Here is a 25,792-nt window from a genome sequence, read left to right as displayed (position 1 = left end):
AATATTTTTCTGGTAAAAGTTGAATGTATTCTATAAAATTTCAAATTGTATATGATTTTTTTAATAAAAATATTGTTGATATTTTTGCTGATAATGGCAAAGTGCATGATTTTCAAATATTAAAAAATTCAAATCTTGTATTTTCTAAAAATACAATAATTATTGGTGATTTAGGATATCAAGGTATACAAAATATTTATGAAAATACAATAATACCAATTAAAAAAAGTAAAAATAAAAAATTAACTAAACAAGAAAGAAAATATAATAAGATTGTATCTAAAATTAGAATCAAAGTTGAACATGTTTTTGCTTGATTAAAAAGATTCAAAATTTTAGTAAATAAATGTAGAAAAAGTAAATTTAGACTTATGTACTTAAGATTTAACTTACTTTGTAAAATTTTTAATAAAATAAAACCATTAAAATAAAAAAAATCAAAAATATATTTTTTAAAATTGAAATTATTATCAAGTTAATATAAAAATATTATTAACATTTTTTTATTTTCGAAATAGAAACTTATTTTTAAACTATTTTTTCGGAAAATATTAACTTTTATAATTAATAACACTAAAAAATTTATAAAAAGTATTATTGACAATTGATTAAATTTAATTATGGAATATGTCTATAGTTATTTCTTCAAATGTTAATGATTTAAATTATAAAGGAACAACAAATCCAATTAAAATAACTCTTAAATAAAGGAAATTAATACCATGCCAATCGGTACAACTAGTACAGCAATACTGGAATGGCAACCCTTTTTAGGACTGTTTTTTGGTAGACACTTGTTTTTGATAATTAACTGGAGTTAGGTAGTTTAAGGTGCTGTGAATTCTTATGTTGTTGTATCAATTGATATAATCAAATAATTCTAATTTTAATTTGATTAATGATGTAAAATTTTTATCATTAATAAATTCAGTTTTGAAAGTTTTAAAAGTTGCTTCAGCAACAGCATTGTCATAAGGACAGCCTTTTTTGCTTAAAGATCGAGTTATGTTGAATGCTAATAAAAGTTTATCAATAGTTTTATTATTAAATTCGTTACCGCGATCGCTATGAAATATTTCAATATCTTTTAAACAGCGATTTGAGTGCATAAATGCTTGATATACTAATGATGCATCTTTTTTAGTACCTACACTATGTCCAATAATTTCGCGGTTAAATAGGTCTATTAATAAGCAAATATAGTTTCACTTACCATTAACTTGAACATAAGTTAAATCACTAACAATAACTTCATTTTTAATTTTATTATTAAAGTTTCTATTAACAAGATTGGTAATTTGACTATCATTGACTTTATTATGATGATTTTTGAATGATAATTTAGTGTATTTTGATATTAAATTATGCTTATTCATAATTTGTTTAATTTTTCTGCGTGATAAATAAATTTCTTGGTTTGCTAGTATGACTTTTAATCTTCTAGTACCATAAACTTCTTTATTTTCTTTAAAAGCACTAATAACAGCTTCATCATAAATATTATTTTGATTTTTATTTTTTTTCTTTAAATTAAAATAATATGTTGATTTAGAGAGTTTTAAAAAACGACACATTGTGCGAATTTTATATTTAGATTTATTATTTGCAATAATTTCTATTTTCTGCCTATTATTAGTGCTGCTTGCTTTAAAATATCATTTTCCATTCGTAATTGTTTTAATTCTTTATTTGCTTGAATTAATTGTTTTTCTAAATCAGAAAGATTATCTTTGGTTTTAAAACTGCCTGAATTAGTAAATTGCTTAATTCATTTATAAGTAGCCGCTCTTGTAACGTTATATTCTTTAACAAGACAAGATACTGACTTGCCACTTTGATATAAAGCTACTATTTGTTTTTTAAATTCATCTGAATATGAGTTAATATTGGCCATAATTATTTTCCTTTCTTTTAACTAATTTGTGAACTTGTCTACGTAATTAGTGTCCAATAAAGTGTAACCCATCCAATACTTTTAAACATAAATAAACCAAAACATACTAGAATAAGTAAACAGCAAGAAAATAAAAGTTTTTGGTGAGAAATTTTAGAAATGATTGGTGTACAAGTTATAGCAGTAGCACTTGCTCCTTTTACTGGTGGTTTAAGTGAAAGTTTAGCACTTGGATTAGGTGCAAGTGATTTAATTGCTAGTATTAGTGCTGTTGGTGTAGAATTTTTAACTGATTTTACTATTAATCAAGTTTATGATTATTTAAAAGGAAATGTAACACCATTAAATACTTTTTTTAATATATTACCAGCATTTGCTGGAATTAATAAAATTAGTCGTGGTTATCGTACTACTAAATTTATTAATTTAGCACAAAAAACTAAAACATTAGAACAAGTTGGAATTAAAGAAGCAAAAAATTTACAAGAAATTATTAGTCAAGTAAGTGGAAAAGAAATTTTAACAGATAAAATTATTGGTAATAAACGTTATTTAATGAATTATAGTTTTACTCCTAATCGTGAAACAGTATTACGAGATTTAGGTTATGTTGCTGAAAGACAATATAAAAATAATTTTCAAAAATTAGAAGCACAAGAGTTAAAAGATTACTTATTATTACAAAATACATTAATAAAACTAAGTCCACAATTAACTCCTAAATTTAAAATTAAAGATATTGAAAAAGCAAATAACTTTTTAAAAAAATATAATACTGATTTAAAAAAAGTACTATCCATGAATCAACATGATTGATTAAATTTAGTTCATACAATACATACAGAAAATAGATATGGAAAAACTTTAATTTTAGATTTACAAAAAATTCGTGCTAATGCTATTAAATTTAATTTTAAAAATAATGTTATTCATCAACTTGTTTTAAAAGCAAATCAAACTTTTAAATATTTTGATATTAGATTTTATTTAAAAAAAGGTTTAAATAAATTTTGAAAAGATACTCCATATTTTGAAAAATTACGAGAAAGTATATATAAATTAGGGAGCGTACCGAAGATGTCAATAATATTCAAATTTGTCTTAAAATTATAAAGTTAGACGAGAATAATTTTGACTTCAATATGCAATTGTATGTTAATCTTAACACTTGTAAAATATTAGTCAATAATACTTACTTTTATAAGTCAAAAATTCTTATTAAAGTTTACTTTAATAAGTTTTTAATATGTTATAATGTAATAAAGTCCTTTAAGATAAACCGTATACCGTTATGATTACTAAGCGTATGTAAAGTACGTGGTCTCTTAGGCAAATCCCTTAATTAGGGATTTTTATTTTATAATAATTGTACTGCTGTGTTTATTTGATAGCATTTAAAATTAACCATTTTTGTATACATATCAATGTTATAGGTTCTATCACCAATCATATGCTTTAAAATTTGTTTAATATTAGTTTCAGTAAAGCAACCAATATTTTCAACTAATGCTTGGTTTAATACACCATCTTTGGCATTAATAAAATAACCAACTTTTAATTTTTTATATTGTAAGGTTAATGATTGTAAAAAATCAATTAATTCATAATATTGACCTTTTTCAAATAAATTTATTGCATTTTGATAATGTAATTTAGCAATTTGATTTTTTCTTCTTCCAGCCATTATACCAAGAAATAAAACATGAAAAGCATGAAATTTATCTAAAATAAATTTAGCATTTAAAATTGTAGCAGTTTTTCTAATTCATTTTGCACTATCTCCACAAACTATTAAATTTGCTTGGTCAAAATTTTCAAAAAATAAATTACCATATTTTTCAATTAATTTTGCAGTTTTTTCAGAACCAATTTCTGTTTTTGATACTCTTATTTGACAGGTTGCTCTTTTATTAATTAATTTTCCATTTTTCTTTTTACCAGTACAAAATACTATTAATCTCATAGAACATTTTTTACAATTTTTTGGAATGGCAACCCTTTTTAGGACTGTTTTTTGGTAGACACTTGTTTTTGATAATTAACTGGAGTTAGGTAGTTTAAGGTGCTGTGAATTCTTATGTTGTTGTATCAATTGATATAATCAAATAATTCTAATTTTAATTTGATTAATGATGTAAAATTTTTATCATTAATAAATTCAGTTTTGAAAGTTTTAAAAGTTGCTTCAGCAACAGCATTGTCATAAGGACAGCCTTTTTTGCTTAAAGATCGAGTTATGTTGAATGCTAATAAAAGTTTATCAATAGTTTTATTATTAAATTCGTTACCGCGATCGCTATGAAATATTTCAATATCTTTTAAACAGCGATTTGAGTGCATAAATGCTTGATATACTAATGATGCATCTTTTTTAGTACCTACACTATGTCCAATAATTTCGCGGTTAAATAGGTCTATTAATAAGCAAATATAGTTTCACTTACCATTAACTTGAACATAAGTTAAATCACTAACAATAACTTCATTTTTAATTTTATTATTAAAGTTTCTATTAACAAGATTGGTAATTTGACTATCATTGACTTTATTATGATGATTTTTGAATGATAATTTAGTGTATTTTGATATTAAATTATGCTTATTCATAATTTGTTTAATTTTTCTGCGTGATAAATAAATTTCTTGGTTTGCTAGTATGACTTTTAATCTTCTAGTACCATAAACTTCTTTATTTTCTTTAAAAGCACTAATAACAGCTTCATCATAAATATTATTTTGATTTTTATTTTTTTTCTTTAAATTAAAATAATATGTTGATTTAGAGAGTTTTAAAAAACGACACATTGTGCGAATTTTATATTTAGATTTATTATTTGCAATAATTTCTATTTTCTGCCTATTATTAGTGCTGCTTGCTTTAAAATATCATTTTCCATTCGTAATTGTTTTAATTCTTTATTTGCTTGAATTAATTGTTTTTCTAAATCAGAAAGATTATCTTTGGTTTTAAAACTGCCTGAATTAGTAAATTGCTTAATTCATTTATAAGTAGCCGCTCTTGTAACGTTATATTCTTTAACAAGACAAGATACTGACTTGCCACTTTGATATAAAGCTACTATTTGTTTTTTAAATTCATCTGAATATGAGTTAATATTGGCCATAATTATTTTCCTTTCTTTTAACTAATTTGTGAACTTGTCTACGTAATTAGTGTCCAATAAAGTGTAACCCATCCATGGTATCATTTTATAGGTATATTTGTTTTTGATGATTATCGTAACAAAGATTACAAAACAATGGTTTTTAAAAAAGTTAAAGATAGTTATAAATTAAAAACAAAGAGTTAATAAATATTTATTAACTCTTTTTTATTTATAAAGATATATGTTTAGTTTGATTTTCACTTTCTTCTTCAAAAATAGTAATATTATTAATATTAATTTCTTGTATCTTTTTTTTCAATGGTTTTGAAATAATTTTTCTATTTGAAAAAACTGTTGATGTATTTTTAGTTGGTTGTTCAACAATTATTGTTTTAGTAGTAGATGTAGTAGTTTGATAATTAGTAGTGGGGTAGTACATATAGTTTGAATCCATAGGTTGTAAATATTGATATTCATTATCAAAATTATTACTAAAGAATTTAATACAGCAGTTTCATAACATTTTCTTTTTTTCCTTTTTTTTTAATATTTAAACACTATCTAAAACTAAATAATTGCATTATTTAATTTTAATAGTTTATAATTATAATAATAGCAAAGTTTATTTAAAGGTGAATATAATGTTACGTAGTAGTAATATTTTAAAAATTAATAGTATTAATAATTTTGAACAATTATTTATTTTTTTTGGTTTACCAGTTCTTTTTTTACTTTTAATTATGAAATTAACTTTTTTAATTACTATTAATTTTCATAAAAATAGTATTAATAATAAAAAAATATTTAATAAAACAAAAATCATTATTCTTCAATTTAGTTTATGATTTTTAGCACAATTTTGTTTATTTTTATTACCAGTTCAAGAAATGGTAATTAATATTAATTTTTTAGATTTAGAAAGTTTACCAATGCTATCATTGATTTCGATTTTACATTTATTTATTTGTTTTAGTTTTTTAAGCCGTAATAATAATCAGATTATGAAAGTGATGCGTTTTACTATTTTGTCAATTATTATAATTGCCATTATTTTACAATTTAATTTTACTATGATTAAAATATCGTTACCATCAATAAATAACTTTGTTTCAATACTAATTTTAGTGTTCTTTTACTATTGATTAGGTTTTTTTTCATGAAAAATGTTTAGTGATAATTTATTTACAATTTTTAATTTAATGAAAAAAACTTGAGTGACATTATTTAGTAATTCTTCATTACCTAATATTATTAATAAACAATTTCCAGTAAAAGCATATACTAAAACTAAAATTATCATTTTAACATGGCAATTTAAAAAACAAATGTTTACTAATTTTGACCACCAAGTTTTTATTACTGATAATAATAAAAAACTTTTAATTGCTATTTTTAAGAAGAATTTAACTTATTTTTTAAGTGCCCAATTAACACTACTTATTACTAAAACTATTCAAGATTTAAAAACTTTAATTAATGGTTGAAAAATGGCTTTAATTCAATAACTTTTTTTGTTTTAAAATTTAAAAGAAAGGAAGAACGAATATGAAAAAACAATCATTTTTGCTTTTTAAAAATGCGTTTAAACAAGCATTTCGTAATAAAATTCAATTAGTTGGTTTAATTGTTTTACTATTATTATCATCAACTATTTTTTCATTAATGCAAACAAGTTTAGCAAGAATTTCTGATGAATATTCAACATTAGTTGCAAAATCTAATTTACATGATTTTGTTATTGATTTATCTAATACTACTCCAAAAACTGTTTCTAATAAAATCTCAACATCAACAACTGCTGTTGATGAAAAGAATGATTTTGATATTAACAATATTGCAAATGATGCTGGTAATGAATTTATATGAGATCGTGTTGAAGGCAGAACTATGCAATTAGATAATAATAGTAATCCTAGAATTTTAAAAATATTAACTTATAATCAAGATGCTCGTATTGATAAATTAATCATTAGTGATGGTTATCAAATAGGAGATAGTAAAAATCCAAATAAAACTCCAAGTTGAAAACAGGTAGTTATTAATAAAGAATTTGCTCAAAAAAATAATTTGCATATTAATGATACAATTCGTGTGCAATCAGATCAATTAGGAAGTAGTTTAAAAGTTTCAGGATATGATTTAAATGATGCTGCTTATAGTAGTTATAATTGATTAAAAATTGTTGGATATGGTGTATCTGCTGATTTCACAACCCCAATTATTGATCAAACTACACCAATTCCAAATAAAACTCGTGAAGGTTTATTATACGTTGATCCAATGCAATTTGGTTTAAGTAAAAGGTTAGAAAAAAATAATTATATTTGATCATATGATAAAGCTAATGAAAAAATCACAATTTCTTCTGATAATGATCGCGAAATTTATTTTGTTGGAAAATCAACAATAGGTAAAATTAATGATATTAAATTAATTTCACAAAGTTTAAGAAGTAAATATATTAATCCTATTGATTCTGATGCTGCTTTAGTATATAAGTTAGGAAATAATAAGTATACGTTTAATAATCGTACTGCTACTTTGAATGCAACTATTATTGGATTTAAAAGTTTATTAATTGGTTTATTGTTAATTGTTTTAATTATTACAGGAATTACAGTAATATTAATTACTTATAAAAATATTGATAATTCACGAACACAAATTGGAATTTTAAAATCATTAGGTTATAGTAATATTAAAATTTTAATTACATCTTTAGCTTATCCAATGGTAGCAGCACTTATTGGTACTATTTTAGTGTTTTTACCAGCAAGTGGTTTACAAGTAATTATAGTTCAAACATTTGCCAACTATTTTAATCTAGATTTTGGTCGTTTTATTTTTGATGGTTTAGGATTTATATATTGTTTAATTTTAATATTTGGTTTTTTATCAATTATTGCATGAGTTATTAGCGCTTTAACAGTTATTAAAAAACCAATAGATTTAATTAAAAACGAATCAGCTACTGTTAATTCTCGCTTTAGTCGAATTATTAAAACAAAAAGTATTAATCGTGGATTTTTAACAAGATTCCGTTTATCACTATTTACATCATCAATTGGAAAAATGGCAGCAGCATCATTAACTATGTTTTTAGGAACAACGTTAATGACAACATCTATTATTGGTCCAAAAATTATGGCTGATAATAAATTACTTTCTTTTACTGGTATGAATTATCACTCCTTAGTTGAATATGACATTCCGACTTATAATTCTCCATATAGTTTTTATAAAACTTATAATCCAAGTAATAAAGATGATTGAACTTATACTTCTACTGTTGATAGTACTACTGGTGATACATATTGATATCCACCACGTTTTGATAATTCTGGACCATTAAATGATACTTTTGTTAAAGAATTATTAGAAAATAATATTAATGCTGAAGCATATGCTCCAATGTCAGATGAATCTAATCCCGGTGGTGCTATTAGTGATTTAGGATATACTGGTTTAACGTATTTAAATGGTAAAATGCTTACTAAAAACTTTTTAAATGGATTAGATTCTAGTGATATTAAAGGTGCTTCTGTGATTGTTAGAATTATGGTACAAATGGCTTGACCAAATGCATTACCAATGTATGACACAGTTTTAAAAAATACTAATATTAACAGTTTTTATAGTGAGAATACTTATAATATTATTAGAAAATTTTATCAAAACTATCGAACAACAGTGGCAATGAATATTAGTGGTACGATTTCAAAGACTGGTAAGATTAGTACTAATCCTAATGATTTAGATATTACAAAATTCAAAGATTGAGCAAATAGTAATATTCCTGCTTACAAAAATGCCTCAAGTAAGGGTCCTACTTTTATTAATGATATTGATAATTTAAGTTTTGATACTAGCGATAAATTATATCCATGACATTTAACTAATGAAACACAATTATTGAATAATAATGCATCTGAAATTAGTGACAAAGAGCGTGATAGTTGAATTAATAAAGTTGGAATTTGATTTGGTGCTTTATTTTATAATAGAATGGGACAAACTGTAGTGCAAGGTGCTTATACTAAAAGCCCATATTTTATTCGTCAAAATATTGCCAAAGCTTATAGTGATCCCAATGCTCCTTTTAATGTTGCTTTTAATGTTGTGCCTTTTGATAAAGAAACTGATGAATTAGGAACTTACTTTATTGGTACTCCTGAAAAATTATTTAAACAGAACAAATATTTAATGAAAGTTTATGGTTTACAAAATCAACAACAGTTAGGCAAACCTTCAATGATGCAATTATATGATGCTGGAGGTTCTTCATTAAATCCACTTTTAGAACAAGAAAATAGTGATGATAGTATTAGTCTTGTTATTAATCAAACGATTGCTAAACAATTAAATTTAAAAATAAATGATGAATTTAAAATGAGTAGTAATGGTAATACTATGAAATTTAAAGATAATAATAAATTGAAACCTTTTGATTTGGATAAAATTAATATTGATAACATTGTTGGTGATAGTAAAAATGTTAATAATGTTACATTATTAAAACAACAAACTGGTTATACACAAGTTGATGAGTTAAAGGATGGGGCTTATGATAATATGGGTATTAATGCTACAAATATGTTAAAAGAAGTTACTGCTGGTAAGGTTGTTAATTCTTATAATGATAAGATAAGTTCTAAAACACCAACGTATAAAGTAGTTGGTATATATAATGGTTATCGTCAACCTAATGCTTATATTAGTAAAACTAATGCTGATAAAGTTTTATCATTTAATAAAACAAAAGAATTTTTATTTTTATTATTTAAAAAAGAATGAGAAGACAAAAAAACAACTTGTGATGTTGATTTTGGTAAATTAAAATCATTTAATGAATATCAAAATTTTCTTAATCAATTAAATGATCCCGTTATTTATAAACTTAATCAAATATTTGAAAATGAAAATCCAATTTTTAATTTTAAATTTTCAAATTCGCAATCATTACCAGATATAACTAATTCATTTTCAACTTCGCAAATGTATGGAGATTACAGTGCTTTTGGTTTAAATGGTGGTACTGATGGTTCTGGTACTTATCAAGGTTATGGTGCAGGTAGTGCTGTTAATATTACGCTACAAGATATCCATCATCAGTTGTTAAATCAAATTACTGCTTTAGTTGATACAGTATTGGTTGCATTTATTATCTTTTCATTAATCATTTCGTTCTTTATTATTTTATTAACAAGTAATTTAGTAATTTATGAAAATCGTAAAACAATAGCAACAATGAAAACACTTGGTTATAGTGATGCAAAAATAACTAATATTGTTATTGGTATGTATTTACCAGTGATTGCTGTTATGTTTGTTATTGGTTTTCCCGTAGGATGAATAATTGTTAAGTTTATTCTTAACTATTTAGCTGCTAATACAACATGGGTTTTACCATTATTCTTTGTTTGATGATTACCACTTGTGGTTGGTTTAATTGTCTTTGGTATTTATGCAACAACCTTTATTATTGATTGATATGCCATGAAGAAGATTAATCCAATTAAAACTTTAAATGAAATTGATTAAAAGCAGAAGGGAATAAAAACATGAAAAATGATAAAAAAAACACTAAAAATTCAAGTGAACAAGTAACTAAAAATAAGTTAGAATCTAGTTTTACAAAGAAGTCAGTATCTAAAAATGAAGGTGCAATACCACCAGTAACCCATAAATCTCATGATAAACCAGAATCAAAGGAAGAAATAGAAGCTAATAAAGCCAAATTACAAGCTTTTAAAGATAATCAAAAAGCAATTAAAAAATTAACAAAAACTCATTCAAAAGAAATTTTAGCAGGTAAAATTATATCAATGACTAATAATACTCCTGATACTCAAACTAATGTTATTGAATTATTTGATGTTAAAAAATCTTACTTAACTGGAGACTTAGAATATGAAGTATTAAAAGGAGTTAATTTAAAAATTAAATTAGGCGATTTTGTTGTTATCTTAGGACCATCGGGAAGTGGTAAGACAACATTATTAAATATTATTTCGGGATTGGATAAACCTAATACTGGTGATGTTTTTGTGGCGGGATACAATTTATCTTTATTAAAAGATAGTCATTTAACTAAATTTAGACGAGATAATGTTGGTTTTATTTTTCAACAATACAATTTATTAACTAACTTAACTGCTCGTGAAAATGCTGAAGTTGGTGAAAATCTTGCTAAAAATAAAAATAAAAATATGAGTATTGATGATATTTTTCAAGTTATTGAAATGGATGAACATATGAATAAATTTCCAAGTCAATTATCAGGTGGACAACAACAAAGAGTATCGATTGGTAGAGCACTAGCAAAAAATCCGACAATTTTATTTTGTGATGAGCCAACAGGAGCACTTGATGAGGAAATGGGGCGTAAGGTATTAGAGATTTTATTGGATGTTAATCGAGAATATAAAACATCAATTATTATGGTTACTCATAATCCTAACTTCCAATATGTTGCAAATACTGTTATTAACGTTAAAAATGGTAAAATTATTAGTGTAAAGAATAATGAAAAACCAATGAAACCAAATGAAATAAATTGATCATAAGAAAAGGGTATAGATGGGGGTTGATTTAATAAATATAAGAAAAATGCATATTTTCATGCATTTTTCTTATATTTATATAGAGTAAATACTTGTATAAAGAAAAAAATATTAAATTATAAGAATCTAATAGAAAATACTATATTTTATTTAGTTTAATTATTTTTTAGAAAGAAAAAGGTGCAAGGCAATGAGTATTGGTTTAATTACATTTATTATATGAATATGTTTAGTAATTTGAATAGTATTTTTAATTTGAGGTATAAGTTTATGTAATAGTAATAATGCATTAGGCATCATATTATTATTTTTAACATTAAATTTAATTGGTTTAATAATAGGAATTTCTTTATTATATAATAAAAATAAGCAAAATGTAGATAACAAAAAAAATATTAATAGTAATATTAAAATAGAAGAACTAAGTTAAATATTCCTTTTTAGAAATTTTAATATTAAATTAAAAAATCATACCTTAATTTAATACAATTAAAAATAAAATAATAATAAATATTATCATATTAAAGTATGACTTAAAAATATTTAAATGAAACTTGCAAAAAAGTAATTATTTTAACACTGATTGATAAATTATTCAGATATTTTTGTTGAAGATAAATCATAAAATTTACCTTTAATAATATATACTATTGTTTCACAAATGTTAACTAAGTGATCACCTAGTCTTTCAATATATTTCAACTGTTGCATTGTTGATGTATATTGAGAGAGTTGATCATTATTTTTGTTTACTTTTAACATATTGACAATGTTTTTCATTGATTCACGAAAACGATTATCAATATCAATATCATATTCTGCTGCTTGATAAGCTTTATTAATATCATTTTCATTTATAGATTCACCAATTAAATCCATCATTTTAAATACTTTTTTCATTAATCCTGATAATTGAGATGTTAATTTAATTTCTGGTTTATATTTGACATTAAATTTGGATAAATTTTTAGCATAATTTGAAATACGTTCTAAATCACGAATAATATTCATATAGCCAATAATAGTACGTAAGTCAGTAGCAAAAGGATTTTGTTGAGCAATACTTCAAATTGCAGTAATTGTTAAACTTTCAGCGACTGTTCTAATTTCTTTATCGGTTTCAACAATTCTTTTTGACATGTCAAAATCTTGGGTTTCCATTGCTATTAAAGCGTCTTTATGTTCTTTTTTTACTTCTTTTAATAAAGTTAATAAGTTTTGTTTTAAATTTATGATATCTAAATCAAATCTACGGTTAATTATTTTCATTTTTTCCTCCTTTCTCTATAATTAATTATATATATTTTTAACCAAATCTGCCGGTAATATAATCTTCTGTTCTTTTATCTTTTGGTCGTGAAAATATTTTTTTAGTATTATTATATTCAATGACTTCTCCATTTAAGAAAAAGGCAGTTTTATCAGAAATTCGTGCTGCTTGTTGCATTGAATGTGTAACAACAATAATTGTAAAGTCTGATTTTAAATCATTCATTAAGTCTTCAATTTTAGATGCGGCAATCGGATCTAGAGCTGAAGTTGGTTCATCCATTAATAGTACTTCTGGTTTTAGGGCAATAGCACGAGCAATACATAAACGTTGTTGTTGTCCACCTGATAATGATAATGCTGAATCGAATAAGTGTTGAGCAACTTCATCTCATAAAGCCGCTTTTTTTAAAGCATCTTCGACAATTTGATTTAGAATCTTTTTATTTTTAATGCCTTGATTTTTTGGGCCATATGCCACATTTTCATAAATTGACATTGGAAAGGGATTAGGTTTTTGAAATACCATTCCAACTTTAGTTCGTAATGAAATGATATTTTTTTTATTTTCATAAATATCTTCATTATTAAATAATATTTGTCCATTAATTTTAACACCATCAATTAAATCATTCATTCTATTTAAAGTTCGTAGTAATGTTGATTTGCCACAACCACTTGGTCCAATAAAAGCGGTTACTTGATTACGACTTATTTCTAAATTTATATTAAATAAAGCCTGTTTTTTGCCATGATTATAGAAGAAATTTAAATTTTTAATAGTAAAAACATAATTACTTTTTGGAATATTTTCTATATTTGATAAATTATTTGATTTGTTATTTGGTTTTTTCTTAAATTTATCTTTCACTTTTAAAAAGTAAGGTTTAATTACATTTACTTTTCTTTTTTTATTGCTATTCGCTGATTCTTTCTTGCTTTCATTTTTTCTTTTAATAATTCAATTGAGCATTTTGTTTTCACCCCGATTCCTGTTGTTAAACTTTTTTCAAAATGTTTTGCTATAAAGTTTAAAATAAATATTAGTATAACTGTTATTAGTGCTGTTTGGTACATCATTCCTAATTTATTAGGGTCATTTGATTCTTTATTAACTAATAAAATATGGGTTGTTAAAGTTTGTCCTGAACTTAAGAAACCTTTATTGGGAAAAGCAACAGTGCTTCCTAATGTTAGATAAACTGGTGCTGATTCACCAATAATTCTACCCATTGATAAAATCATACTAGTAATAATGCCACCAATGGCAGCCGGAATAACTACTTTTCTTATTGTTTCAAATTTACTAGCACCTAGTGCTAATGATGCTTCGCGATATTCAATAGGTACTGATTTTAATGTATCTTCTACTGCTCTAATAATAAGTGGTAAAATAACAATTGTTAATGTTAAACTAGCAGCAATTGTTGAGAAACTTATTTGTAAGAAAGTAATAAAAAAAGTAAATCCAAACATACCAAAGATAATTGATGGCGTAGAAGCTAAGGTATTTAGCACAAAACGTAATATTGAAGCAAATCAACCATTTTTGGCATATTCGTGAAGATAAATTGCACCAATAATACCTAATGGCATAGCAATAGTAATTGTTGTTAATACCAATAAACATGTCATTGTGATAATTGATAAGTAACCTTCATCACCAGTTGTTGAAATTAAAGCTGCAAAATTAAAATTGAAAATGCTACTACCAGCATTACCACTAATGTTGAAGATACCATTAATAATAATATCACCAATAATTCAAATAATTAATCCCATAGTAATAAAACAAGCTAGCCCCATAAAGAATAATCGAAAATAGTCTTTAAAGTGTTTTCAACCTTGATTTTTAATAGTTTTTTCACTAATAGTTAACATTAGTTGATTATCAGATAGATTTATTTTTTTTAAATTATAATTTCGTGGTTTTTTATGACCTTTTGCTTTTTTATCACTACGTTTATAAATTATTAAAACAATAAAGTTAATGATTGAAACTATAATAAATAAAAATAAACCAATTCCATATAATGCTGATATTTGTTGAGAACTAACTGCTTCTCCAATTTCTAGTCCAATTACTCCCGCTAAAGTAGAAATTGAACTAAATAAAAATGCAAGTGGACCATGTGCAAAATTTGGGGTTAGAGTACTATTACCAGCAATCATGACAACGGCCATTGTTTCACCGATGACTCTTCCAAATCCAAAAATTATTGCACCAATGATTTTGGTTTTTGCCGCTTTAAAAATGACTTTAAAACTAGTGTCAGTCCTGCTAATACCTAGTGCTAATGATGCATATAGATAAGATTTTGGTACTCGAGTAATAGCATTAACAGATAATGAAATAATTGTTGGTAATGCCATCATTGATAAAATAAAACTTGCTGTCATCATATTTTCTTTGGTTGGTGCTCCCATTTTTACAAAAATAGGGCCAATGGTCATTAAACCAAAAGCACCAAAAACAACTGAAGGAATACCAGATAATAATTCTACTAAAGTTAATGTTGTTTTTTTTAATTTTGGTGGTAAAAATTCACATATAAATAATGATGTTAGTAAGCTTAAAGGAATAGCAAGTATCATTGAAAATAGTGCAACTCAAAAAGTGGCAACGATAAAGGCAATAATACCAAAACTATTAGCACTAGGTAATCATTTACTATTTCCTAACATTTTAAATCAATTTAGAAAACTCATATTACTAAATGTTTGACCGATAATAAAACCAATTAATAATGAAGCGGCAATTAGTGCTAATGAAGATATAGACAATACACAAATTTTAGCAATCAGATCATAAGTATGTTTTTTTTGTTCACTAATAAAAACATTTTTTGGATCATGATTTTTATTAAAATGATTAAAAGTTATTTTATGTCAAAACTTTTTAAAAGATTTGGATTTCATTTATTAATACTCCTTTATGGAAAATTGTTTAATCACTGATTTAAATCATAATTTAATTTGTCAGTTAATGCTACTGCTGATTGTGCGTACTGAGTTTCTGAAAAAGCAGGAACTACGTATTCGTTATGACCTGGATAGTCAGGAATAAACAAGAATTTTAGAAATTTAACTAAAGTATTAATTTGTTTAAAATTTTTATTTATTAAACCTGTAAATGGTCGTGATAACTGATAAGTACCATTTTTAATGGTGTCTAAACTTGGAGCAATATTTTCTCAATTAGCAATATGAATATTAGTGAATTGTTTATTCGAATCTAATTGTTTTTTATCTGAATATGAACTATAGCCAACACCACCACTAGACATATTAAACATTTGTGTACTTGAATTAACAGTTATTGCTTGTGGATAATATGCTTTTGAATCACCCAGAACTTTTTCATTAAAAACATCTCGTGTTCCTGAACCATTTTCTCTAGTATAAGCTAAAATTTTGAGGTCACAAGTTGGTTTGATTCAACCTTGATTTGGTTCTGAAGTATTTTGTGGAAATAAATCTCTTCAGAAAATAGGTGATTTCGATAAATACATTTTTTTTACTTTATCTTGTGTAAAATTTAGAGGTTTATTATTACCTAAGCAATCTTGTGGCAAATTATAAACTAAAATCATGCCATCTTTTGATAAAACAAAAGAAATTAAATTATTATTAGGAGTTGTATATTCTTTTGAAAGTCAGCCAATACCAAACATATTTTTATTAACTGGAATTACTGCTGCATCTGAACCTAAACTGTTATAAGTAAAGTCTGCTTCTTTATGATTATCGGGATAGTCTTCCATTAATGTATGCATTAAAGGTGCTACTGAAGTTGAACCCCCCATAATAAAATAGGGTTTATGACTAACTAAAGTTACAATAAAAATACTAATCATTGTGATTAATCAAAATAATGACAAAATTCTTTTTTTTAGCATATAAATCCACCCAACTGAGAGTTTTCTTTATCATACACGTATTATAACAATATAATTGATAAAAACTAGAAAAATTATTTCATTTTTATAAAAAATGTAGGTTCTAGACTATATTATTAATATTTTTTATTAATTAAAAAATGGTATTAAGTTAACTTAATACCATTTTATTAAATATTTTTAATTTAATATAAAAAATAAAACAAAAGTATTTCTTTCTTTTATTAGTATTCTTTATTTATATATTTCAAAAGATAAAATAACTTTATTTTTTATTATCTAAAGCATTATTTTTCTTTAAAGTTTTTAAAGTACGAGCACTAATCATTAAAGTTTTTCCACCAATTTTTACTGGTTGTAAGTTTGGATTTCATTTTCTTCTAGAAGAGTTCATCGCATGCGAACGGTTGTTACCAGCTAGTGGACCAATACCACTTAAAGCACATTTTCTTGCCATAGTTATTTTCTCCTTATTAATGTTTTAACTAATAAATAATACCATATTTATTTATTTATTTTAAAAAAAATTAAAATTTATTTGTAAAAAATTGAATATTTACTAGGTCATTATTTTAATAAGAAAAATTTAAATTATATATTTTTTTTAAAAAAATAAAAAATATGTTATAAATAAACTATATTATACAAATTTTTAAGAAATCTTGGAGGAAAAAAATGAATTGTATTATTTATGCTGTGCAAATTGATGATGAAAAAAAGATTGGTTTACATGCACGACCAATAGCCAAAATTGCAGCTGCTATTAGTAAGTATAAAAATATTGAGGTAGAAGTCATTAAATTACCTGATAATGCAGATATTACTAAGTCGGTAAAACTTACTGGTAATGAAACTAAAGTTAAAGCTAAGTCAGTTCTTAATTTTCTAGGTTTACAAGCAAAAAATTTTAGTAAAATTGCTTTTATTATTACAAAAATGGATGAAAAAGTAGAAGATAAAAAACTTGAAGAAGTTAAATCAGAAATTATTTCTTTATTAAAAGAAGAAAAATTAATAAAGTAAATGGTTTTAAAATATTAAATTATATAAATGGAGGCATTTAATGAGCGAAATTAACAAAAATAAAGAAATAATAATTTCAGAACAAGGTTTAGAAAAGTTAAAAACTGAATTATATAAACGAATTAATGTTGAACGTGAATCAATAAAAGAACGATTAAAAGCAGCTAGGGCTGATGGCGATTTATCAGAAAATGCTGATTATACTAGTGCGCGTGAAGAGCAAGGCAAAAATGAAGCACGCATTCAAGAACTTGAAACGATTATTACTAGTGCTGTTATTCTTGAAGAACAAAAACAACGTAAAAATAGTAATATCAAAGCAGTTCGTGTTGGTAGTTGAGTAACAATTGTAAAAATTAAAGATGGTAAAATTGTTTCTGAATCAGAAGAAAAATTTAAAATTGTTGGAAGTATTGAAAGTAATCCATTTGAAGGATTAATTTCTAATGAGTGCCCATTAGCAGTATCAATTATGAATTGTGTTGTTGGTGATATTGTTGATATTAAAGGTATTAAAGAAACATATAGGGTAAAAATTATAGAAGTAAAAAATCAATTATAAGTTTTGTTTTCTTTAGTATCTAAATTACTTTGTTGTTTGATTTTTTCAAAATTATTATCTGGGATTTTTAAGCAATTATTTAGTAATTCTTTTATGTTAGAATTTTCAATATTAAAGTTTTCACATATTTCTTTTAAAGAAAGTTTAGTTTCAAAGTATGTTTCATCATTTTTAATAGTTATACCTTCTTTAATAATTTTATTTTTTAAGTCATTAATTTCAGTTATATATGATGAATTTGGTAATTTTTTTTGATTAATTTCAAATTTTGGTAAATTAAAAGTTGCTGTTATTACTCATGGGATATCTATTTTTTTAGATGCAACTGCATTATGGTAAGCATTTTTTAAAAATTCTTGTAATTCTTTAGAAAAAATGGTTGCTTTTGAACTATTGTAAATTGAGTGTTGAACATTAATTAGATCTTTTTGATTATAATCAATCATTATTTCTAAATTTAAACGTTTACTTTTTAATTTAAAAGTATTATTTTTTAATATTGTTTGGGAGCGTACCGATGTTGTCAATAATATTCAAATTTGTCTTAAAATTATAAAGTTAGACGAGAATAATTTTGACTTCAATATGCAATTGTGAGTTAATCTTAACACTTGAAAAATATTAGTCAACAATAATACTTACTTTTATAATTCAAAAATTCTTATTAAAGCATCTTTAATAAGTTTTATTTTATTTTTGTTTTTTTAAAATCTTTAATTTTATTTTATAATAACTGGATGGCTGTATTTATTTGATAGCATTTAAAATTAACCATTTTTGTATACATATCAATATTATAAGTTCTATCACCAATCATATGTTTTAAAATTTGTTTAATATTAGTTTCAGTAAAGCAACCAATATTTTCAACTAATGCTTGGTTTAATAAACCATCTTTGGCATTAATAAAATAACGAACTTTTAATTTTTTATATTGTAAAGTTAATGATTGTAAAAAATCAATTAATTCATAATATTCACCTTTGGCAAATAAATTTATTGCATTTTGATAGTGTAATTTAGCAATTTGATTTTTTCTTCTTCCTGCCATTATACCAAGAAATAAAACATGAAAAGCATGAAATTTATCTAAAATAAATTTAGCATTTAAAATTGTAGCAGTTTTTCTAATTCATTTTGCACTATCTCCACAAACTATTAAATTTGCTTGGTCAAAGTTTTCAAAAAATAAATTACCATATTTTTCTATTAATTTTGCGGTTTTTTCAGCACCAATTTCTGTTTTTGAAACTCTTATTTTACATACAGCTCTTTTATTAATTAATTTTCCATTTTTCTTTTTACCAGTACACATTACTATTAATCTCATCGAACATTTTTTACAATTTTTAGTATTGTGTTTTTCATTAAACTTAAATTTTCGATGACCATCATCAATATTTACATATAAATTTTGATTTGGTTGTAATGGTATTTTGGGAATATTTGCTTTTGGTAATTCAAATTTTTGATATGTTCTACAAACTGTACTATTACTTATTAAATCTTCAATAAAAGTATCACAAACATCACGATACTTTTTACCATCAGCAAAATATTTTAAAATTTGTTTAATAACGTTAGGTGCAAGTTTACTATATTTTTTAACACCAAGATAATTATCTAATAATGATACGTACTCCATTTTTTGTGTTTTTGTGTTATAATGTGTACAAATACGTCGTTTATAAGTTAATAAACCTTTTTTTGCTTTTAATTTTCGTTGTCTAAATCTATATGATTTATATTCAGATTTATCACATATACTTCATAAATAATCATCTATTTTTGCAAATAATTCTTCTGTTTGTTTTAAACTTAATTTATCTTGATTAAAATCATGTTTGTCTCAATCAAAATGATTTGCGAATGGTAATATAAACATTTTTAATGTTCCTTTCTAATTTTTGTTTGTTAATAATTTAAGTTTAATTTTTTTTAAAAAATAAGGAGTAAATATGGCTTTTATTAGTAGTTATGGACAATTAAATAAAAAATATAATCTTAATTTTAGTGATAATAATTATGGTTTTAACTGAGATATTTTTAAAGCATTTGTTGGTGATGAATGAGCAGAATTTTTTACAACTAATTGTTTTTATCGTTTTGTACCAACTGCACGTGGAACAAGAAAAACTTGAAATTGTTTAGCATTTGATTTATTTATATGTTGTAATTTTAGTGATAGTAGTGTTCAAGAAGTAAGAAGATATGAAAATACTCATAGTGAAACTACAATTGGTGCTTTAATGAATGTTTGTCAAGTTTTATTAGATACATATAATATTAATTTATTACCTAATAATCCACATGGCATTAAATGAAAAATTACTAAGGATGGGGGATGTATTATATTTCCAAGTAATCAACAAATTGACTTTATTGGTTATGCTAATGGTAATAAAATTTTTGGAAAAGAAGCAGGTGGGTCAAGTTTTTTAGGTTCAAGAACAGATGAAATAATAATGGCAGAAGAAAAAGAAACTTTGACAGAAAAGCAATTAACATATCGATATGAAAGATTACAAAACTCTATGTTTAGAAGTAATCGTATTAAAGTATCAAAAGAACCTATTAAAGAGTGAAGTTGAACATTTATTGATGAAAATATATATAGTTCTACTTTTGGAAAATTGATTACTCGTTATTTTTATAAAAGTTTTTTCATTACTTTTACATGTAATCCTTATGATAAATATCATCCATTTTATTTAAAATACTGTACACCATTTTTACCATTAAATGATGAAGTCATGAAAAATCTTAAAAAAGTTGGTAAAGTTTATTATGAAAATAAAGATATGTTTAGTGGTTTAGGTTTATTTGTTTTAAGATTTACTATTCAACCATTTTGAAATAAATTACCTGACATTCAACAAAGAACATTATTAGAAATGGAAAAAAGTAATCCAGATGAATATAATACTGTTTATTATGGTTTTGAATTTTTAGATAGCGATGCAACAATTTTCCCATTTCAAAAAACAGTAAAATATTGACAATCATATGATTTAAAACAATTTTATAATCAAGAAAAAGAAATGTATAAATTTGATTTTTATAGTGTTGGTATTGATTGAGCTACGGGACCAAAAGACCATACTGTATTTATGGTAGTTGGTTTTAAAGAATATAATAATACTGGTTATTATGATGCTTATATTATTTGTGAATTAGTAGTTACTCCAAATGATTTTATTAATGAAAATGAAAAAATTAATGCTTATGTTAATGAAATTTTAGGATTAATGGATAATTTTGAAAATTTTGAACAAGCAATTTATTTTTATGATGATAAAGCAAGAACAGCAATGGATTGATTAAATCAAAAATTAATTGATGAACACAATACTATTTTAATAACACAAACTGCTATTAAACATGCTTCAAATTTAAATCAAGAAGCCGGATTAACTAATAGAGTAGTTTGAATGAGAAATATTATGAGTTATGGAAACTTTTACGCAAATAAAGATGATTTACCAAAAACAACTCAATGTTTAGAAGAATTACGTTATGATGAAACAAAAACTAATATTCCTGACAAAAATATGTATCAAGACCCTTATGATGCTCTGTTTTATGCACTGTATCCATATAAAAATGTAATTAGGGGTAAAAATAATGCTACTGTGAAAAAAAGTATCTTCACATTTGCTATATAATAAACAATTTCAATATAATTAATAGTATAGGTCTCATAAAATAAACGCCTTTAATTTAGGCGTTATTTTGCATTTAAAAGCATACTTGTAAAAATAATCAAAAATAGTACAATTTAAAAGTAAAATCAAGGAAAAAAGGAGTAATTTAATATGAAAATATGAATAAAAACAAATTTAAGTAAAATAACATTAGCATTAGCACTAACTGGTGCAGTAAGTGGAGTAACTGGTTTAATAATTGGTTCACTAGCACATAATCAAACTAATGGTTATAAATCATATTTAGGACATGACTATACAGTCTACTGGGGGGGGGCTAAATCAACAATATGGTCATATAAAACAAAAGACAAATATAAGATAAGTTTATATTTTGGAATTAAACCGCTTGATAGTACTGATATAAAATGAGATGGTATTTATCCTGATGGATATTTTGATAATTAAATTTCTAAATTTATATAAGAAACATTTTCATTATATTTATCAAATAAATTAATATTTTGTAAGTTTATTTCTTGTTTATTAGTTATTAAAAGTAAATCATAATTACCAGCACCAAAAATACCACTAATCTCAACTCGATTTAAGTTAGTAATTGGATTTTCAATTTGTAATTCAAATTCATTATTATTATCAATTTTTGAAATTTCTTTATAAAATTCTAATTTAGAAAATAATTGGGATTTATTTGAGCCATATAAATTTAATAAATTTTCAAGTTTAATTTTTTCAATAATTGCTCTTGTAAAATATTTTCCATATTCACCATTACCTAATGTTCAATCAGCAGGAATTAATGAAGGTATGTTATTTGTTTCTAATTCATTTGTAATAGATAATCAATTAAATTGATTATCATCTAATTTAAATAATTCATTTTGACTAATATCATTATTTTTTAACTTAATATTATTGATATCTGTAAAATCAAAATATGCAGATTTTAATATCACTTTTACATCTTTAAATTGCCAAATATCATCAGGTGTAGGATGTATTGGACTTGATTTTAATTCGAAATAATAAGGTAATAAAATTTTATTATCATCATTCAAACCTTTATTTATTGATAATATTGAATAAATATATTCTGATAACATGATAAATATTTGCTTAAAAATTTTTATTTGTTTTAAATTAATATAATTTGGATAATCTAATTTTCATTGTTTAAATAAATTAGTAATAACATCTTCGGGCTTTTGTCCTTCAAATTTTGCTCGTAATTTTGCTATTTCATTTTTTGGTTTACCATTTTTGTCTTCATATGTAGCACCTTCGAAGTTTCTATTATAGTTATATGTATAACTTAGCATATCTAATAAAAGTTGTTGTAAACTATCAATAGTTGGTGCGTCTTTAATTTCTATTTCAATATCATCAAATTTATTATTAGTTGCAACATATTGATAAAATTGACTTTCACCTACAAAATCTCAAACTTCTTTATCTTTTAATTCTTTTTGACTTTTTAGTGGTCATTTGCCACCTAAAACATTACTAAATTCATATCCTAATCAAGCATGTGTAACTCTTGCATTTTTAATAACTTCTCTTCTTGTTATATTACCACTACTAATTTTAATTAAATCTAAAACTGATTTTTCTTGTCCAATAAATTGTTTTGCTAAATTTCAAGGTAATATTTGTTCACTAAATCATTGTTGTAATATTCTAACTTTTGGTTGAGTTTCAATAGGCATTGATAAAAGCGGAAATGCTATTTTGTCTTTAACAAATAACTTTGGGTATACTTCCATATTGTCAACTTCACCAAGTACCTTTATATTGCCAAAAATCATGCTTCTAGGGGCTTTAATTTTTAAACCAATTACTTTGGTATCTTTGTCTAATGGTTTTTGTAATTTAATAATTATTGGATAACCATCTCTTGTTTTAAAATCTTTAATTTTAATAATAGTAATACTTTTAGTACTCCTTGTTTTTGGATTTTGATAAGGTTGTGAATAATTATTAATAATATATAAATTATCAATATTATTTTCAGTTAATGATTCATTAATACTAACTGCATATAACTTAAATTGATTTAATAAATTTATTTCTTGAAATATTAAATTTTTAATATCAGTCATACTATATTCAATTGTATTATCATTAATATTTGTACTTGCTCTTTGATTTAATTGCATAGTAAAATCAGATGTTTCAACAGCAGTAGTTTTTAATACTTTTTCAATATCAATAAATCCGATTTTAATAGTATTTGCTGAAAATTTTAAAGTATTATTTTCATTATTTTTAAATAAACGTTCAATTTCATAAATATAAATTGTTCTTTTTTTAAATTCATCGTATGCTCTATTAATATCGGGGTCACTAGTTGCTCTCATCATATTAGTAAAGTCATAAGGAATATTATCAATTAAATAATCATTTTCTACTTCTGCTTGATTAAGTTTAGTTTGTTTCTGTGGAAATTTCGTTTGTGGTTTGTTGTTGTTTTCCATTGTTTTCTCCTATTAATTGGTTATTTTCGGGATTAAATAATTTTAATCTCACTGTTAAATTATTAATTTCTTGTTCATCATTAATATTAAATGTTTTACTATTTAATAAGTCTTTATCTAAACGTACTAATATTTGAATAAATTTAAGAATATCAATATTAAATTGTCATAATTTTTGTTCAATATAGTTAATAGTTGAAATATTTACTGCTGTACTTTCGGGAACTGATTGTTGTGCAGATTTCTTTTGACTTGGTATATGAATACCACAACGTTTAAATATTTCATTAACATTTCAATCATATATATCAGTTAAATTTTTACCTTTAAAATTACTATTTGTCATATTGATATTTTCATTTTGTTCGTTACTATCTCCGCCACTTTTAAATATGTAGTTTTTAGTAACCAAAGTTCTTACTGCATCTTCTAATGCTGATTGAACATTACCATAAGTTTGACTAAATATAAATTTAGGTGAATTTAAAATGGTATCTAAAACAATTTGTTCATAAATAACATCTAATGCTTTAATTTTATCCATTACTTTATTACAATCTGCTAATTCATTTGCTTTATTTCTCATAATTGCTATTGGTATATAGTTAATATTTAGTGTTTGTTCTTGTGCTAAATTAGGGTTATTAATGAATGATTTAAAATCTAGTGGAAATTGTTTTTTACTATCATTAACACTATAAATTGCACGATTAATAGTTACTTGTTCATTATTTAATGTATAAACTTCAAATAATCTTACCATTTGTGCATTTTGTTCATAACTATCATAAAAAATAGTACATTGAATTAATTTACCAGTAATATCATATACTCTTTGTTGTATATCAACTACTTGAAAATATAAATCATCATTAGCAATAAAAATTAAATAACCACTAATTCCTAATTTACTTAATTTAAAAATAGAATTTCAATTTTTTCTATAAAACTCTTGATTAATTAAATATTGTTTAATGGTTTCATTATTAATATCTAATGGAGCATTATATAAATTAGCATTATTTTCTGCTACAAAATCAGTAAAATAAGTTTCATGATTAAAATCATTAAAACCAAAATAATTTAAAATGGAAGCATGTGTACTTTTATTTTTATTAGTTAAAAATTTTACTTTTTCATTTTGATTATCAGTAATATTACTTTTTTCTTTTCTCTTAAATGGATTTAACATAATATTCACCACCTTTTTTTAAAATATTTGATTAATTTTTAATATGATTTTTACAATGATAAATATAATTAAACCAGCAGTTGCAGAAGATAATAAAACTCCTATTAAACCTAAAATAATTTTTATTATTTTAAAAAACATAAT

Annotated in this window: 24 protein-coding genes; 11 read left to right on the top strand and 13 right to left on the bottom strand. The window is 23.7% G+C overall.

The window, feature by feature from the left end; translation table 4 throughout:
- Positions 1–23: 23 nt before the first annotated feature.
- Positions 24–431 carry a transposase family protein gene (locus tag AACK96_RS05015; protein ID WP_338973314.1) on the top strand — a complete coding sequence of 136 codons (408 nt, stop codon included), beginning with the start codon at positions 24–26 and terminating at the stop codon, positions 429–431.
- A 339-nt stretch (positions 432–770) separates the two neighbouring features.
- On the opposite strand, the gene AACK96_RS05010 is transcribed toward AACK96_RS05015, so the two are convergent.
- Positions 771–1,894 (bottom strand): IS3 family transposase gene (locus AACK96_RS05010; RefSeq protein ID WP_338973306.1). Its coding sequence is split into 2 segments (ribosomal slippage): positions 771–1,651 and positions 1,651–1,894, totalling 1,125 coding nucleotides; the frame shifts between segments, so codons are not numbered across the junction.
- Positions 1,895–2,053: 159 nt separating this feature from the next.
- Between AACK96_RS05010 and AACK96_RS05005 the strand changes: the two genes are divergently transcribed.
- Positions 2,054–3,007 (top strand): hypothetical protein, encoded by a 954-nt coding sequence (locus tag AACK96_RS05005; RefSeq protein WP_338973646.1) that lies wholly within the window; start codon positions 2,054–2,056, stop codon positions 3,005–3,007.
- A gap of 244 nt (positions 3,008–3,251) precedes the next feature.
- Here AACK96_RS05005 and AACK96_RS05000 read toward each other — a convergent pair whose 3' ends face one another.
- From AACK96_RS05000 to AACK96_RS04990, 3 genes are all read right to left on the bottom strand, one after another.
- Complete coding sequence (locus AACK96_RS05000; protein WP_338973645.1) at positions 3,252–3,857, bottom strand: hypothetical protein; 606 nt, start codon at positions 3,855–3,857, stop codon at positions 3,252–3,254.
- A gap of 38 nt (positions 3,858–3,895) precedes the next feature.
- A protein-coding gene (locus tag AACK96_RS04995) for an IS3 family transposase (RefSeq protein WP_338973306.1) occupies positions 3,896–5,019 on the bottom strand; the annotation gives its coding sequence in 2 pieces (ribosomal slippage) (positions 3,896–4,776 and positions 4,776–5,019; 1,125 coding nt in all).
- 211 nt (positions 5,020–5,230) lie between these two features.
- Positions 5,231–5,524: a hypothetical protein gene (locus AACK96_RS04990; RefSeq protein ID WP_338973644.1), complete on the bottom strand. Its 294-nt coding sequence runs from the start codon at positions 5,522–5,524 to the stop codon at positions 5,231–5,233.
- Between the two features lie 118 nt (positions 5,525–5,642).
- On the opposite strand from AACK96_RS04990, the gene AACK96_RS04985 reads away from it, so the two are divergent.
- The 4 genes from AACK96_RS04985 to AACK96_RS04970 all read left to right on the top strand — a co-directional run bounded on the left by AACK96_RS04985 (position 5,643) and on the right by AACK96_RS04970 (position 11,994).
- Positions 5,643–6,506, top strand: coding sequence for a hypothetical protein (locus AACK96_RS04985; RefSeq protein WP_338973642.1), 864 nt, complete (start codon positions 5,643–5,645; stop codon positions 6,504–6,506).
- Between the two features lie 40 nt (positions 6,507–6,546).
- Positions 6,547–10,542, top strand: coding sequence for an ABC transporter permease (locus AACK96_RS04980; protein WP_338973640.1), 3,996 nt, complete (start codon positions 6,547–6,549; stop codon positions 10,540–10,542).
- Between the two features lie 20 nt (positions 10,543–10,562).
- Complete coding sequence (locus tag AACK96_RS04975) at positions 10,563–11,567, top strand: ABC transporter ATP-binding protein (RefSeq protein WP_338973638.1); 1,005 nt, start codon at positions 10,563–10,565, stop codon at positions 11,565–11,567.
- A 187-nt stretch (positions 11,568–11,754) separates the two neighbouring features.
- Positions 11,755–11,994, top strand: a complete 240-nt coding sequence (locus AACK96_RS04970) for a hypothetical protein (protein ID WP_286642660.1) — start codon at positions 11,755–11,757, stop codon at positions 11,992–11,994.
- A 161-nt stretch (positions 11,995–12,155) separates the two neighbouring features.
- Here AACK96_RS04970 and phoU read toward each other — a convergent pair whose 3' ends face one another.
- From phoU to rpmB, 5 genes are all read right to left on the bottom strand, one after another.
- Positions 12,156–12,833, bottom strand: a complete 678-nt coding sequence (phoU, locus tag AACK96_RS04965) for a phosphate signaling complex protein PhoU (RefSeq protein WP_174480791.1) — start codon at positions 12,831–12,833, stop codon at positions 12,156–12,158.
- A gap of 37 nt (positions 12,834–12,870) precedes the next feature.
- Positions 12,871–13,806 carry a phosphate ABC transporter ATP-binding protein PstB gene (gene pstB / locus AACK96_RS04960; RefSeq protein ID WP_338973636.1) on the bottom strand — a complete coding sequence of 312 codons (936 nt, stop codon included), beginning with the start codon at positions 13,804–13,806 and terminating at the stop codon, positions 12,871–12,873.
- Entirely contained in the window at positions 13,731–15,752 is a 2,022-nt protein-coding gene (gene pstA / locus AACK96_RS04955; RefSeq protein ID WP_338973634.1) for a phosphate ABC transporter permease PstA, read from the bottom strand. The genes pstB and pstA overlap by 76 nt, the downstream gene beginning before the upstream one ends.
- Before the next feature lie 14 nt (positions 15,753–15,766).
- Positions 15,767–16,732 carry a PstS family phosphate ABC transporter substrate-binding protein gene (locus AACK96_RS04950; RefSeq protein WP_338973633.1) on the bottom strand — a complete coding sequence of 322 codons (966 nt, stop codon included), beginning with the start codon at positions 16,730–16,732 and terminating at the stop codon, positions 15,767–15,769.
- Positions 16,733–16,997: 265 nt separating this feature from the next.
- Positions 16,998–17,189 (bottom strand): 50S ribosomal protein L28, encoded by a 192-nt coding sequence (gene rpmB / locus AACK96_RS04945; protein WP_252320665.1) that lies wholly within the window; start codon positions 17,187–17,189, stop codon positions 16,998–17,000.
- A 218-nt stretch (positions 17,190–17,407) separates the two neighbouring features.
- Between rpmB and AACK96_RS04940 the strand changes: the two genes are divergently transcribed.
- The 3 genes from AACK96_RS04940 to AACK96_RS04930 all read left to right on the top strand — a co-directional run bounded on the left by AACK96_RS04940 (position 17,408) and on the right by AACK96_RS04930 (position 18,656).
- Entirely contained in the window at positions 17,408–17,755 is a 348-nt protein-coding gene (locus AACK96_RS04940) for an HPr family phosphocarrier protein (RefSeq protein WP_281749432.1), read from the top strand.
- 40 nt (positions 17,756–17,795) lie between these two features.
- On the top strand, positions 17,796–18,317 hold the full coding sequence (greA, locus tag AACK96_RS04935; protein ID WP_338973629.1) for a transcription elongation factor GreA: 522 nt from the start codon (positions 17,796–17,798) through the stop codon (positions 18,315–18,317).
- A gap of 93 nt (positions 18,318–18,410) precedes the next feature.
- The gene (locus AACK96_RS04930) at positions 18,411–18,656 is read left to right on the top strand and encodes a hypothetical protein (protein ID WP_338973627.1); all 246 of its coding nucleotides are present in this window, start codon (positions 18,411–18,413) and stop codon (positions 18,654–18,656) included.
- Positions 18,657–19,041: 385 nt separating this feature from the next.
- On the opposite strand, the gene AACK96_RS04925 is transcribed toward AACK96_RS04930, so the two are convergent.
- On the bottom strand, positions 19,042–20,202 hold the full coding sequence (locus AACK96_RS04925; protein ID WP_338973625.1) for an Mbov_0401 family ICE element transposase-like protein: 1,161 nt from the start codon (positions 20,200–20,202) through the stop codon (positions 19,042–19,044).
- Between the two features lie 73 nt (positions 20,203–20,275).
- Here AACK96_RS04925 and AACK96_RS04920 point away from each other — a divergent pair, with 73 nt between their 5' ends.
- Together AACK96_RS04920 and AACK96_RS04915 are read left to right on the top strand one after the other, a co-directional pair.
- Positions 20,276–21,982 carry a hypothetical protein gene (locus AACK96_RS04920; protein ID WP_338973623.1) on the top strand — a complete coding sequence of 569 codons (1,707 nt, stop codon included), beginning with the start codon at positions 20,276–20,278 and terminating at the stop codon, positions 21,980–21,982.
- 150 nt (positions 21,983–22,132) lie between these two features.
- Positions 22,133–22,429 carry a hypothetical protein gene (locus AACK96_RS04915; RefSeq protein WP_338973622.1) on the top strand — a complete coding sequence of 99 codons (297 nt, stop codon included), beginning with the start codon at positions 22,133–22,135 and terminating at the stop codon, positions 22,427–22,429.
- On the opposite strand, the gene AACK96_RS04910 is transcribed toward AACK96_RS04915, so the two are convergent.
- Genes AACK96_RS04910 through AACK96_RS04900 form a run of 3 tightly spaced genes read right to left on the bottom strand, consistent with a single transcriptional unit; the run spans position 22,426 to position 25,789 of the window.
- On the bottom strand, positions 22,426–24,456 hold the full coding sequence (locus AACK96_RS04910; RefSeq protein WP_338973621.1) for a hypothetical protein: 2,031 nt from the start codon (positions 24,454–24,456) through the stop codon (positions 22,426–22,428). The genes AACK96_RS04915 and AACK96_RS04910 overlap by 4 nt on opposite strands.
- Positions 24,407–25,648 carry a hypothetical protein gene (locus tag AACK96_RS04905; RefSeq protein ID WP_338973620.1) on the bottom strand — a complete coding sequence of 414 codons (1,242 nt, stop codon included), beginning with the start codon at positions 25,646–25,648 and terminating at the stop codon, positions 24,407–24,409. Before AACK96_RS04905 ends, AACK96_RS04910 begins: the two co-directional genes overlap by 50 nt.
- A gap of 18 nt (positions 25,649–25,666) precedes the next feature.
- Positions 25,667–25,789, bottom strand: coding sequence for a hypothetical protein (locus AACK96_RS04900; RefSeq protein WP_338973618.1), 123 nt, complete (start codon positions 25,787–25,789; stop codon positions 25,667–25,669).
- Positions 25,790–25,792: the final 3 nt, after the last annotated feature.

This window comes from Spiroplasma endosymbiont of Tricholauxania praeusta (genome assembly GCF_964019535.1).
Lineage (GTDB): Bacteria > Bacillota_I > Bacilli_A > Mycoplasmatales > VBWQ01 > Spiroplasma_E > Spiroplasma_E ixodetis_A.
This window is presented reverse-complemented; position numbering and strand designations above follow the sequence as displayed.